This window comes from Amycolatopsis sp. lyj-90 (assembly GCF_046549035.1).
In the GTDB taxonomy this organism is placed as follows: Bacteria; Actinomycetota; Actinomycetes; order Mycobacteriales; family Pseudonocardiaceae; genus Amycolatopsis.
This window is the reverse complement of the sequence record NZ_JAJPWP010000001.1, coordinates 725,983-739,044: the sequence shown is the minus strand read 5'-3', so window position 1 is coordinate 739,044 and position 13,062 is coordinate 725,983. Positions and strand designations below refer to the sequence as shown.

8 protein-coding genes and 1 riboswitch are annotated in these 13,062 nt (G+C 68.7%); of the genes, 3 read left to right on the top strand and 5 right to left on the bottom strand.

Going from position 1 to position 13,062, the window contains the following annotated elements:
* The first annotated feature begins 600 nt into the window (after positions 1-600).
* On the top strand, positions 601-3,054 hold the full coding sequence (locus ACLJPX_RS02945; RefSeq protein ID WP_410598595.1) for a LamG-like jellyroll fold domain-containing protein: 2,454 nt from the start codon (positions 601-603) through the stop codon (positions 3,052-3,054).
* Positions 3,055-3,099: 45 nt separating this feature from the next.
* On the opposite strand, the gene ACLJPX_RS02940 is transcribed toward ACLJPX_RS02945, so the two are convergent.
* The 5 genes from ACLJPX_RS02940 to ACLJPX_RS02920 are packed head-to-tail and all read right to left on the bottom strand — an operon-like array spanning position 3,100 to position 9,165.
* Complete coding sequence (locus ACLJPX_RS02940) at positions 3,100-4,749, bottom strand: DUF885 domain-containing protein (protein ID WP_410598594.1); 1,650 nt, start codon at positions 4,747-4,749, stop codon at positions 3,100-3,102.
* A 40-nt stretch (positions 4,750-4,789) separates the two neighbouring features.
* Complete coding sequence (locus tag ACLJPX_RS02935; RefSeq protein ID WP_410598593.1) at positions 4,790-5,911, bottom strand: bifunctional 2-methylcitrate synthase/citrate synthase; 1,122 nt, start codon at positions 5,909-5,911, stop codon at positions 4,790-4,792.
* Between the two features lie 10 nt (positions 5,912-5,921).
* Positions 5,922-6,815, bottom strand: coding sequence for a methylisocitrate lyase (prpB, locus tag ACLJPX_RS02930; RefSeq protein WP_410598592.1), 894 nt, complete (start codon positions 6,813-6,815; stop codon positions 5,922-5,924).
* The gene (locus ACLJPX_RS02925; protein WP_410598591.1) at positions 6,815-8,296 is read right to left on the bottom strand and encodes an MmgE/PrpD family protein; all 1,482 of its coding nucleotides are present in this window, start codon (positions 8,294-8,296) and stop codon (positions 6,815-6,817) included. The genes prpB and ACLJPX_RS02925 overlap by 1 nt, the downstream gene beginning before the upstream one ends.
* Positions 8,296-9,165, bottom strand: a complete 870-nt coding sequence (locus tag ACLJPX_RS02920) for a 3-hydroxybutyryl-CoA dehydrogenase (RefSeq protein ID WP_410598590.1) — start codon at positions 9,163-9,165, stop codon at positions 8,296-8,298. The genes ACLJPX_RS02925 and ACLJPX_RS02920 overlap by 1 nt, the downstream gene beginning before the upstream one ends.
* Positions 9,166-9,299: 134 nt before the next feature.
* Between ACLJPX_RS02920 and ACLJPX_RS02915 the strand changes: the two genes are divergently transcribed.
* A complete protein-coding gene (locus tag ACLJPX_RS02915) occupies positions 9,300-10,700 on the top strand; it encodes a short-chain fatty acyl-CoA regulator family protein (protein ID WP_101608330.1) in 1,401 nt (466 codons plus the stop codon).
* Between the two features lie 510 nt (positions 10,701-11,210).
* Positions 11,211-11,397, top strand: a riboswitch (cobalamin riboswitch).
* Positions 11,398-11,556: 159 nt separating this feature from the next.
* A complete protein-coding gene (locus ACLJPX_RS02910; RefSeq protein ID WP_410598589.1) occupies positions 11,557-13,056 on the top strand; it encodes a CoA-acylating methylmalonate-semialdehyde dehydrogenase in 1,500 nt (499 codons plus the stop codon).
* Positions 13,057-13,062 lie beyond the last annotated feature (6 nt).

Below are 13,062 nucleotides of genomic sequence, written 5' to 3'. Positions count from 1 at the left end.
GTCGTTCACGGGTCCGGGGCCGTGAAAGCCCCCTTGCCTACCCTGAACGTAGTGATGGAGGCCTTCACTACCCTCGTAATCGCCACTGTCGCCTCACCCGCACCAGTGGTCACAGCGGCTGCGCGTGAAGACCCCCTTTCCTCGGCTCAGCCGAAGAAACTCGGCCCTCACACCTTGCCGAAGTACGTGATGGCCCCCTTCATTGCGCTAGACGCAATGAAGGGGGCCATCACGTACTTCGGGTGACCAAGACGCCCGTGCCCCTAAGCCGAAACGCGACTTACAGCAGTTGGAACACTCGTCCTCCCCTGAGACACAGGACAGCTCCGCCGCCCAGGACCGATTCGAGCCCTTCGACGCTTTACAACGTTGTATCAACGATGTAAAAAAGTCCTGACGGCCAGTCGTGGCCCGGCTCACACCGGTTCCCCTCGGCCACGAGGTCGTGGTTTCACGCCTGCACAAGTCCAGTGGGAGGCGCTTCCTCCGCCGAGGCGGCCGCTCCCGGAGAAGGGTGTCGAGCAGATGTTGCCAACGTTGTCACCTCATCGCCCCAGAGGCCGAAGTACCGGACGCTTCCGGAAGACCCTGACCGTCGCGGTGGCCGCCCTGACCGCCCTGTCGATGACACCGGGGGCCGCGATGGCCGCGGAGAGCGGCTGGAAGATGGGCAAGCCACGCCTGACCACCCCGTGGACGAACCAGGTGTCGCCGTCCAACGCGTTGCCGGAGTACCCCCGGCCGCAGCTGGTGCGCCAGGACTGGCAGAACCTCAACGGGCTCTGGGAGTTCGCCGGCGCCGCGCCCGGTGAGGTCCCGCCGTTCGGCGAGCGGCTCGCCGAGAAGATCCTGGTCCCCTACCCCACCGAGTCGGCGCTTTCCGGTATCCAGCGGCACGAGGACCACATGTGGTACCGCCGCACGTTCACCGTGCCCAAGAACTGGGGCGTGGGCAAGGACAACACCCTGCGCATCAACTTCGGCGCCGTCGACTACAAGGCGAAGGTCTACGTCAACGGCAAGGAGGTGGCCGCTCACCAGGGTGGCTACGGAGCGTTCTCCGCGGACGTGACCTCGGCGCTGAAGCCCAAGGGAGAGCAGGAGATCATCGTCGGCGTCGAGGACCGCGCCGACGCCACCTGGCAGCCTGTCGGCAAGCAGCGCCTCGTCCCCGACCGCGGGATCTTCTACGAAGGCGCCTCGGGCATCTGGCAGACCGTGTGGATGGAACCGGTCGCGGCCAAGCACGTCGGCACGCTCGGCATGGTTCCCGACCTCAAGTCCTCCACGCTCAAGCTCACCGTCGACACCGGCGGCGCTTCCGGGCTGACCGTCGAAGCCGTGGTCCGCGACGGCCACAAGGTGGTCAGCCGCAGCAAGGCATCCGCCACCGGGACCATCTCCCTGCCGGTCCCCAAGGCCAAGCTCTGGTCGCCGGACTCCCCCTTCCTCTACGACCTCGACGTCGAACTGAAGGACGGCCGCCGCACCGTCGACAAGGTGTCGTCCTACTTCGGCATGCGCGAGTTCGGCACCGCGAAGGGCGCCGACGGCAAACTCCGGTTCACCCTCAACGGCAAGATCCTCTTCCTGCAGTCCACTTTGGACCAGGGCTACTGGCCGGACGGCATCTACACCGCGCCGACCGACAAGGCGCTGCGCTTCGACCTCGAGCAGCACAAGGTCCTCGGTTTCAACACGGTCCGCAAGCACATCAAGACCGAACCGGACCGCTGGTACCACCACGCCGACAAGCTCGGATTGCTCGTCTGGCAGGACATGCCGTCGATGCGCACCGGCGGCCGCCCGCCCGCCGACGCCCAGCGGCAGTTCCAGGTGGAACTGAAGGAACTGGTGGAGCAGAAGAAGAACTGGACCTCGATCGTCGGCTACGTGCCTTTCAACGAGGGCTGGGGCGAGTGGTCGCGAGAGACCACCGGGAAGATCGCCGACGACGTCAAGGCACAGGACCCGACCCGGCTGGTCAACGCGCACAGCGGGGTCAACTGCTGCGACTCCCTCGGTGACTCCGGCAAGGGCGACGTCATCGACTGGCACGCCTACCCCGGTCCCGCGAAGCCGATGCCCGACGGCAAGCGGATCTCGATCGACGGCGAGCATGGCGGCTACGGCCTCGAGGTCAAGGACCACATGTGGTTCGGTGAAGGCCACGCCTACGAGATGGTGAAGGACCAGGCGACCCTGAACAGCCGCTACGTCCAGAACCAGCGCGACGTGCTCGCCTCGGCGCAGAGCTGCGCCATCAGCGGTTCGATCTACACGCAGATCACCGACGTCGAGCACGAGGTCAACGGCTTCTTCACCTACGACAGGCAGGTGAAGAAGATGGACTTCGCGCAGGTACGCGCGGTCAACCAGGCGATCATCCGCAACGCCGACGGCAGCGGTTCCGGCGCACCGGACCCGGGCCCCGGTACGCCGGGACTCACCGGCGTGCACGCCTACAAGTTCAACGAGGGCACCGGATCCCGCGCCGCGGACTCGGTCGGCACCGCGCACGCCACGGTGACCAACGGGCAATGGGCAGGCGGTGTCGAGGGCGGCGCGCTGGCCTTCACGGGCAACGGGCAGGCCGATACCGGGGCGAACCTCGTCGACACGGCGGGCAGCTACTCGGTCTCGGCGTGGGCGAAGCTGGACGAGGCCGGTGGCGCGTTCCAGACCGTCGTCAGCCAGGACACCGGCCGCGACAGCGCGTTCTTCCTGCAGTACTCCGGGCAGGACCAGCGGTGGGCGATGAGCTTCGTCGGTCTCCGTGCCCTGTCGCCGGAGAAGCCGGAAGTCGGCAAGTGGTACCACCTGACCGGGGTCCGCGACGCCAAGGCGGGCACCTTGTCGCTGTACGTCGACGGCAAGAAGGTCGCCTCGCAGAACGCCTGCTCCGCTCCGCAGAGCACCGGCCACACGGTGATCGGCCGGGGCCAGTACGGCGGCCAGCAGGTCGACTTCCTGCGCGGCGCGGTGGACGACGTCCGGCTCTACGACCGGCCGTTGTCCGACACCGAGGTCGCGACACTCGCGAAGCGCGACTGAGGACACGCGGCGCCGGGAACCACTCCCGGCGCCGCGTGCTCGGCACTACCGAAGCTCTGACTCGACCCACTCCCGCACGATGTCGCCGAGCACGGGCAACGGAACCTGCCCTTGCCTCAGCACGACGTCGTGGAAGTCGCGGATGTCGAAGGCCCCGCCCAGCCGCTCCTCGGCGAAGGCGCGCAACCGCTGGATCTCCAGCCTGCCCGTCATGTACGACAGCGCCTGGCCGGGCCATTCGATGTACCGGTCGATCTCGGACTGCGCCTCGAGATCGCCGAGCACGCAGTGTGCGGCGAGATAGTCCATTCCTTGTTGCCTGGTCCAGCCCAGGGCGTGCAGCCCGGTGTCGACGACAAGCCGCGCCGCGCGCAGGGAGTCCTCGGCGACCATGCCCAGCCGCATCAAGTCGTCGGAGTACAGGCCCATTTCGTCGGCGAGCCGTTCGGTGTAGAGCGCCCAGCCCTCGTCGAAGGCCGAGAGCGGGACGAGTTTGCGCAGCGGCGCCACCCCGTCGAGTTCGTGGGCTATGCCGGCCTGGAAGTGATGTCCCGGAACGCCTTCGTGGAAGGCGACGGACTCGGCGATGAACCGGAACCGCTCCTCCACCCGATAGGTGTTGGTGTAGTAGATACCCGGACGGGTGCCGTCGCCCGACGGTGCCATGTAGTACGCCTGCGTGGCGGAGGGCCCGTCCGATTCCGGTACGGCGCGCACGACGCATTCGGCGGACGGCGTGCGGCGGAACCAGCCGGGAGCGGCGGCCGTGGCGCGCGCGATCGCTTCCACCGCCGTCGTGACCATCTCGTCCCCGCTCCGCCAGCACAGCGACGGATCGGTGCGCAACCGGCGCCGGACTTCGTCGGGGTCTTCCTCGCCGAACACGGCGGCGCCGAGCCGTCGGTACTCCTCGTCCAGCGCCCGGCCGATTTCGAGGCCGGTCTCGTGCAGCTCCTCCGGCGAGACCCCGGTGGTGGTGTGCGTGCGGGCCAGCCGCGCGTAGCTCTCCTTGCCACCGTCCAGCCAGCAAAGGCCCGGTTGTTCGTCGGGACGTCCGCGCCCGGCGACGTCGCGGGCGAGCATGTCGCGATAGGCGACAAGTGCGGGCCGGACCTCGTCGGTGAACAGCCGGGCTCGCCTCGCTTCGCGGTCACCGGTCAGCGGCGGGAGCAGCAGGCCGTTGGGCTCGATGGCCAGGAACCGATCGACGTGGGCGATGGCGTTGCCGACGGCGCGTTCCACCGGTGTCCGTCCCGCCGCGATCCCGGCGCGATACCGGTCACCGAGGCCCGCGAGGAACCCGGGGATCGCGGCCATCCTGGCCAGGTAGTCCTCCTCGGCCTGCTCCCCCGACGGCGCCAGCTGCGGAAGCCAGGACAGCAACCCCGCGCCCTCCGCCGCCATGGGTTCGGCGAGGATGAACTCGATCTTCCGGGAGTCCAGCCTGGCCAGGATCCCTTCCGCGTGGTGGGTGACCACGCCGAGGGTGACCCGGTCCGGGTCGGTGGACCTCGCGGCCTGTTCGCCGACCCGGACGGCGATCTCCCGCAGCCGGGCGTCGCCCGCCTCGGAGACGTCCCGCAACTCGTGATCGTGGCCGGGGATGTCGTCGAAGGTCGCCATCAAGGGGATCTCGGCGGCCAGAGCGTCGAGGATCTCGTTCGCCAGTTCCGCCGCCGTCGGCTGATCGCTCATATCCGACAACTACCAGACCGCGCACGATTTCCGCTGGCGTTCACCGCATTTTGCCGAGCAGCCGTTCGGTCGGCCCGGTGTACGCGCTCGACGGCCGGATCAGGCTGTTGTCGGCCAGTTGCTCGGCGATGTGCGCGGTCCAGCCGGTGATCCGGGCGGCGACGAAGATCGGGGTGAACACGGGGGTGTCGAAGCCGATCAGGTGGTACGCCGGGCCCGCGGGGTAGTCCAGGTTGGGGTGCAGGCCCTTCGCGTCGGACATCGCACGGGCCAGGGCTTCGTAGAGATCGAGCAGGTGGTGTCCGTCGCGGAGTTCCGCGATCTCCTGCAGGGCACGGCGCATGGTGGGCACGCGGGAGTCGCCCTTCTTGTAGACGCGGTGCCCGAAGCCCATGATCTTGCGCTTGTCCGCCAACGCCGCGGTGAGCCAGGCTTCCGCGTTGGCGGCGGTGCCGATCTCCTCGAACGTCGTCATGACGGCTTCGTTGGCGCCGCCGTGCAGCGGGCCCTTGAGCGCGCCGATGGCCGCGGTGACGGCGCTGTAGAGATCCGACAGCGTGGACGTGACGACACGTGAGGTGAACGTCGAGGCGTTGAAGCTGTGCTCGGCGTAGAGGATCAGCGAAGTCTCGAAGGCCCGGACGATCACGGGTTCGGGAACCTCGCCGAGCGTCAGGTACAGGAAGTTCTCCGCGTAGCCGAGGTCGTCGCGCGGCGCGAGCGGGAGCAGGCCGTGCCTGCGCCGCTGGGTGAGCGCGACGACCGCGGGCAGCGCGGCGAACAGCCGGAGTGCCTTGGCACGGTTGGCTTCCAGGCCGTTGTCGTCCTCGTGCGGGTCGTGTGCGCCCAGGATGCTCACCGCGGTGCGCAGGGTGTCCATCGGATGCGCGGTTTCGGGCAGCGAGAGCAGGGTCAGCACGAGATCCCCCGGCAGGGTCCGGTGTGCCCGCTCGGCCTCGTTCTGGGCGGCCAGTTGCTCCGGTGTCGGCAGCTCGCCGTGCCAAAGCAGGTACGCGACCTCCTCGAAACGGCATTTCCCGGCCAGGTCCTGGACGGGATAACCGCGGTAGGTCAGGGAGTTGGTGTCGGGGTTGACCATCGACACCTCGGTGGTGTCGACGACGACTCCGGCGAGTCCTTTGTGGATACTGGGTGCGGACATGGTCGTCCTCTCAGACGCGGAAAGTGAAGACGTTCTCGTCGAAAGTGCTGTAGGACTCGTAATCGAGCAGGTCGTAGAGATCGCGCCGGTGCTGCATCCGGTCGAGCAGATCCGCTTGGGTGCCCTGCGCGCTGATGGCGTCGAGCCCGGCTTCCGCGGCGTGCATGGCCAGGCGCAACAGGGTGACCGGGTAGATCACGACGTTCACGCCGAGCGTTTCCAGCATTTTCACGTCCAGCAGTTCGCTCTTTCCGAACTCGGTCATGTTCGCCAGGATCGGGACGTCGACGGCGGCGCGCAGCCGCTCGAAGTCGCCCGCGTCCCGCATCGCCTCGGGGAAGATCAGGTCGGCTCCGGCGTCGGCGTAGGCCTTGGCGCGGTCGATGGCGTCGTCGATGCCGTGCACGGCCGCGGCGTCGGTACGGGCGGCGATGACGAAGTCCGGATCGCGGCGGGCGGCGACGGCGGCGGTGATCCGCCGGACCGCGACGTCCCGTTCGACGACGTCTTTGCCGTCGAGGTGACCGCATCGCTTGGGGTTCACCTGGTCCTCGAGGTGCATCCCGGCGACGCCGGCGTCCTCCAGGACCTGCACCGTGCGGGCGGCGTTCATCGGTTCGCCGAAGCCGGTGTCGGCGTCGACCAGCGCGGGCAGCGCGGTGACCCGGGCGATCTGCTGCGACCGCCCGGAGACCTCGGTGAGCGTGGTCAGCCCGATGTCCGGCAGGCCGAGCTCCGCCGAAAGGACCGCGCCGGAGATGTAGACACCCTCGAAGCCGCGCCGCTCGATCAGCTTGGCCGACAACGGGTTGAACGCGCCGGGAAGGCGTTGCAGCGTCCCGGAATTCAGCCCGGTGCGGAAGGCGGCCCGCTTCTGCGCGGCGGAGGGAGTGGCGTGCAGCATCAGAAGATCCCCTTGCTCGTCGGCGCGGCGTCGAGCCCGGCCGGGAGCACGATCCCGGCGACCTCGGCCGCGTCCAGTTCCCCGAGCCGGGTGACCGTGTCGAGGAACCGGTCCTGATCGGCGGCGGCGATCACCCCGTCGGTCAGCGTACGGAACTTGGCCACGTACTGCTCCCGGGCGAACGGCCGTGCCCCGGCCGGGTGAGCGTCGGCGACGGCGATCTCGTCGGTCAGCACCGTGCCGTCGGCGAGCGTGATCTCGACCCGGCCGCCGAACGCCGGTTCGGGCGCGTGATAGCGGCGAGTCCATTCGGGATCCTCGACGGTGGCGACCTTCTGCCAGAGTTCGACCGTGTCCGGCCGTGTCGCGCGAGCCCGGTCGTAGGACCGCTCGTGGTGCCAGGCACCGTCCTGCAGGGCGACCGCGAAGATGTACGGGATCGAGTGGTCCAGCGTCTCACGGCTGGCGTGGGGGTCGTACTTCTGCGGATCGCCCGCGCCGGAGCCGATCACGTAATGCGTGTGGTGGCTGGTGTGGATGAGGATCCGCTCGACCTTGCCGAGCTCGCCGATCCTCGGGCCGAGCCGTCGCGCGAGGTCGATCAGCGCCTGGCTCTGGTACTCCGCCGAGTGCTCCTTGGTGTAAGTGTCCAGGATGGACTGTTTCGCCTCGCCCGGCGCCGGCAAAGGTACCGTGTACTCGGCGTCCGGACCGCTCAGCAGCCACGCGACGAACCCGTCCTCGCCCTCGTAAATCGGGCTCGGCGCGCCTTCGCCGCGCATCACCCGGTCGACGGCCTCGATCGCGGCTTTCCCGGCGAACGCGGGCGCGTAAGCCTTCCACGAGGAGATCTCGCCCTTGCGGGACTGGCGGGTCGTCGTCGTGGTGTGCAACGCCTGCCCGATGGCCTGGTACACGGTCTCGGTCTCCAGGCCCAGCAGCGCGCCGAGGCCGCCCGCGACCGACGGGCCGAGGTGGGCGATGTGGTCGATCTTGTGCTCGTGCAGGCAGATCCCGCGCACGAGGTTCACCTGGAGTTCGTATCCGGCGGCGATCCCGCGGAGCAGGTCCGCGCCGGTGCGCCCGGTGTGCTGGGCGACGGCGAGGATCGGCGGGATGTTGTCGCCGGGGTGCGAGTAGTCCGCGGCGAGGAAGGTGTCGTGGTAGTCGAGTTCGCGCACGGCGACGCCGTTGGCCCAGGCGGCCCATTCCGGGGAGTACCGGCTTGCGACGCCGAACACCGCCGCACCCGGCTTTCCCGGATGCGCCAAGGCCTGGTCGCGGGCCGAGCGGACGGGGCGCCTCGCGAGCGACGCGGCAGCCACGGCGGCGTTGTCGATCACCCGGTTGATCACCATGGCCGCGACCTCGGGGGTGACCGGGACGTCGTCGGTGGCGACCGAGGCGAGCTTCCACGCGAGCTGCTCCTCGCGGGGCAGCGATTCGGCGGATCGGTAGGTGCGGACGGTGTGGTCGATCATCACTTTCCTTCGTAGACGTGGAATCCGCGGCCGGTCTTCTTGCCGAGCAGCCCGGCGTCGACCATGCGCAGCAGCAGGGGCGGTGGCGCGTAGAGCGCTTCCTTGAACTCGGCGTAGAGCGAGTCCGCGATCGCGGCCACGGTGTCGAGGCCGATCAGGTCGGTCAGGCGCAGGGGTCCCATCGGATGCGCGGTACCGAGTTCCATCCCTCGGTCCACATCGGACGCGGCGGCGAAGCCCGACTCCACCATCCGGATGGCCGACAGAAGGTACGGCACGAGCAGTGCGTTGACCACGAACCCGGCCCGGTCGCGTGCCCGCACGGTCTGCTTGCCGAGGACGTCGCGGGCGAACCGTTCGGCGCGGTCCACTGTGGACGCGCTGGTCAGCAGCGAGCCGACCACCTCGACCAGCGGCAGCACCGGGACCGGATTGAAGAAGTGCAGGCCGACGACCTGTTCGGCCCGGCCGGTGGCCATCGCCAGCCGCATGATCGGGAGGGAGGAGGTGTTCGACGCGAGGATCGCGGCGGGGTCGGTCACGACCTTGTCGAGTGTCGCGAACAGCTCCAGCTTGACCTGCTCGTCCTCGGCGACGGCTTCGATCACCAGCTGACGGTCGGCCAGTTCGCCGACGTCGGTGGTGAACCGCAGCCGCCAGGCGGCGCGTTCGGCCTCCGGGCGGCCGAGCTTGCCCGCCCGGACCGCCCGATCGAGCGAGGCCAAGATCCGCGCGCGGCCCGCGTCGGCGGACGGTGTGTCGTGTTCGCACACCACGACGTCCAGGCCGGACCGGGCGCACACCTCGGCGATTCCGGCCCCCATCTGACCGGCCCCGACGACGCCTGCTCGGGCGATCTCCGCGCTCATCCGCACTCCCTTTGTGAACCTTGTGGTGCTCTGCCACGAGCGTGGCACCGACCTCGCGACCGTCGCTAGCCCACAGCGCTGTGAAGAGTTGTGAACGTTCGCGAACCGCTTGTAAAAGTTGTTACAGTCGCTTTGTGGAGAAGATGTACGCGGGTGCCCGGCTGCGCCAGCTGCGCGAAGGCCGGTCCATGACGCAGTCCGAACTGGCCAGGCTGCTGGAGATCTCGCCGAGTTACGTCAACCAGCTCGAACACAACGGCAGGCCCCTGACCATGCCGGTCCTGCTGAAGCTCACCGAGACCTTCGGCGTGGACACGGAGTTCTTCGCCGCCCGCGACACCGCCCGGCTGGTCGCCGACGTCCGCGAGGTGTTCGGCGACAACACCGTCAGCGGCGCGATCTCCGCGGGCGAGGTCGACGCGCTGACCACCACGCTGCCCGAGGTGGCGCGGACGCTCGTCGCGCTGCACCGCCGCTACCGCGAAGCCGTGGAGAACATCGCCACGCTGGTGACCGAGCAGGGACTCGACCGGTCGACCGCGCAACAGCCGCACGAGGAGATCCGGGACTGGTTCTACCTGCGCCGCAACCACGTCACGGAACTGGACGCTCCCGCGGAGAAGCTGGCCGCCGAGTTGCGCCTCCACCCCGGCGAAGTCCGCAGTGGACTGGCCGCCGGACTGTTGGACCGTCACGGCGTCAAGGTGGTCTCCGAATCCCTAGGCGCCGATCAGCACCACTTCGACACGCGCGAGAAGACGCTGCGTCTCTCCCCCGCGCTGCGCCCCGGTCAGGCCGCGTTCCGGCTCGCGTCCGAGCTGGCGCTGCTGGAGGCAGGCGACGTGATCGACCGGCTCGTCGACGACGGGAAGTTCAGCGGCGACACCGCCCGGCGACTCGCGCGGATCGGCCTGGCCAACTACTACGCGGGCGCGCTCGTCCTGCCGTATCGCGTTTTCCTCGGCGCGGCGGAACGCTACCGCTACGACATCACGCGCCTTTCCGACCACTTCGGCGTCGGCTTCGAGACGATCTGCCATCGACTGTCCACTTTGCAGCGACCGGGCACCCGCGGCGTGCCGTTCTCCTTCGTGCGGGTCGACCGTGCGGGCAACATCTCGAAACGTCAGTCCGCCACCGGGTTTCACTTCTCCCGTGTCGGCGGCTCATGTCCACTGTGGATCGTCTACGAGGCGTTCAGTTCGCCGGGCCGGATCCTCACCCAGGTCGCCGAACTCCCGGACGGCAAGAAGTACTTCTGGCTGGCCCGCACCGTTTCCCGCGCGGCGGGCGGGCACGGCGATCCCGGCAAGACGTTCGCGATCGGGCTCGGCTGCGAACTCCGGCACGCGCGACGGCTCGTGTACTCCGACGGGCTGGCGCTCGGCACCGGCGCGGCCGTCACCCCGATCGGGATGGGGTGCAAGGTCTGCGAACGGCCCGCGTGCCCGCAGCGCGCCTTCCCCGCGATCGGGAAACCGATGCGGGTCGACGAGCATTCGTCCAGCCTGCTGCCCTACCCGCCACTCTCGTGAGTGGCGGTTTATCGAGGAGAAGGGCGAACCCGGCGTGCTCGTGCCGTCTTTCGCTCGCAGGGTGGGCGTTGTGAAAGCCACTTTCGCAACAACGGTGAAGGTTGGGAAAGTGGCTTTCACAACACCGTTGTCCCCGGGTGACCCCGTTCCTGGCTGGAGCTGAAGGTTCAGACCGTGTGGGGCGAGGTGGTCGTGAGTGGCGATTCGGCTTAGAACCCGAATCGCCACTCACGACCGAAGCCACTGATCCCGGTCACCGTGAAGGCCACACCAGGCTCGCCGGGGTGTCGCGAAAGCCACTTTCGGGACATCAGACCTCGCGAAAGTGGCTTTCGCGACAAGGCCGCTCGGCGTTGGACGCGGCGAAAGACGCCCCGATCCTCCGTTGATCAAGACCGTGCCACCCCCACACCCCCACGGCCGGCAGCCGGGCGGGGGATTCCGGACGCCACCACTCACGAGACCCATCGCGTACCTGAGGCGTACGCCACACCCTTGTCCTCGACATAGTCGGACTTCCTACTTTATGGTGTCCACAGGTCTGCGGTGCAGGGAAGCCGGTGAAAATCCGGTGCGGTCCCGCCACTGTGACCGGGGAGCGGCGCTCCCGCAGAGAAGGCCACTGGCGCGAGCCGGGAAGGCCGGAGCCGCCGCGGATCCGGGAGCCAGGATACCGGCCGCAGACGTGTCGTGTTCGTCCACGAGGATGGAGCTGAACGCATGCGGATTCTTCCTGCCTGCGCGAAAGTCGCCGACCCGCCACCACCCCGGCGGTAAGTCGTCCGTACTCCCCTGCCCGGCCACCGATCGTGGTCTTCGGGCGGCTTCGTCCTGCGTACTTTCGGAAAGGGCATCCATGAGCACCGAACTCAGCCACTTCGTCGGCGGCAAGCCGGTATCGGGTACGTCCGGCCGGTTCGCCGACGTCTTCGACCCCAGCACCGGCGCCGTCCAGGCCCGCGTCCCGCTCGCCTCGGCCACCGAGGTCGCCGCCGTCGTCGCCGACGCGGCGCAGGCCCAGCTTGAATGGGCCCGCTGGAACCCGCAGAAGCGGGCCCGCGTGCTGTTGAAGTTCGTCGACCTCGTCCGCGCGGAAGAGGACTCCCTCGCCCGCCTGCTCTCGTCCGAACACGGCAAGACCGTTCCCGACGCGCGCGGCGACATCCAGCGTGGCCTCGAAGTGGTCGAGTTCGCCATCGGTATCCCGCACCTGCTCAAGGGCGAGTACAGCGACAGCGCGGGCACCGGCATCGACGTCTACTCGATGCGGCAGCCGCTCGGCGTGGTCGCCGGCATCACGCCGTTCAACTTCCCCGCGATGATCCCGTTGTGGAAGGCCGCCCCGGCGATCGCCTGCGGCAACTCCTTCGTGCTCAAGCCGTCCGAACGCGACCCGTCGGTCCCGCTGCGGCTGGCCGAACTCTTCCTCGAAGCAGGCCTGCCGCCGGGCGTGTTCAACGTGGTCAACGGCGACAAGGAAGCCGTCGACGCGCTGCTCACCGACCCCCGTGTCGAGGCCGTCGGCTTCGTCGGCTCGTCCTCGATCGCCGAGTACATCTACACAACCGCGGCCGCGCACGGGAAGCGCGCACAGTGCTTCGGCGGCGCCAAGAACCACATGATCGTGATGCCGGACGCCGACCTCGACCAGGTCGTCGACGCGCTGATCGGCGCCGGGTACGGCTCCGCGGGTGAACGCTGCATGGCGATCTCCGTCGCCGTCCCGGTCGGCGAAGCCACCGCCGACGCGCTGGCCGCCCGGCTGACCGAACGCGTCAAGACGCTGAAGATCGGTGCCTCCCTGGACGAAACGGCCGACTTCGGGCCGCTGGTCACCGCCGAAGCCGTCCAGCGGGTCCGCGACTACATCGACGTCGGCCTCGCCGAGGGCGCGAAACTGCTGGTCGACGGCCGCGAGACCACTGTGGACGGTCACGAGAACGGCTTCTTCCTCGGCGGCTGCCTGTTCGACCACGTCACCAGCGACATGCGGATCTACCGCGAGGAGATCTTCGGCCCGGTGCTGTCGATCGTGCGCGCGGCCGACTACGAGGAAGCGCTGCGGCTGCCCAGCGAGCACGAGTACGGCAACGGCGTCGCGATCTTCACCCGCGACGGCGACACGGCCCGCGACTTCACCTCGCGGGTGAACACCGGGATGGTCGGGGTCAACGTGCCCATCCCGGTCCCGATCGCCTACCACACCTTCGGCGGCTGGAAGCGCTCCGGTTTCGGCGACCTCAACCAGCACGGACCGGACTCGATCCGGTTCTACACCAAGACCAAGACGGTCACCTCGCGCTGGCCTTCGGGCACCAAGGAAGGCGCCAGCTTCGTCATCCCGACGATGAGCTGAGGCCAC

What these genes read in the sequence shown, in the direction of transcription:
- ACLJPX_RS02940 (WP_410598594.1), bottom strand. Translation starts at nt 4,749, where the DNA reads ATGAGCGATCAGCCGACGGCGGCGGAACTGGCGAACGAGATCCTCGAC.
- ACLJPX_RS02935 (WP_410598593.1), bottom strand. Translation starts at nt 5,911, where the DNA reads ATGTCCGCACCCAGTATCCACAAAGGACTCGCCGGAGTCGTCGTCGAC.
- prpB (WP_410598592.1), bottom strand. Translation starts at nt 6,815, where the DNA reads ATGCTGCACGCCACTCCCTCCGCCGCGCAGAAGCGGGCCGCCTTCCGC.
- ACLJPX_RS02925 (WP_410598591.1), bottom strand. Translation starts at nt 8,296, where the DNA reads ATGATCGACCACACCGTCCGCACCTACCGATCCGCCGAATCGCTGCCC.
- ACLJPX_RS02920 (WP_410598590.1), bottom strand. Translation starts at nt 9,165, where the DNA reads ATGAGCGCGGAGATCGCCCGAGCAGGCGTCGTCGGGGCCGGTCAGATG.
- ACLJPX_RS02910 (WP_410598589.1), top strand. Translation starts at nt 11,557, where the DNA reads ATGAGCACCGAACTCAGCCACTTCGTCGGCGGCAAGCCGGTATCGGGT.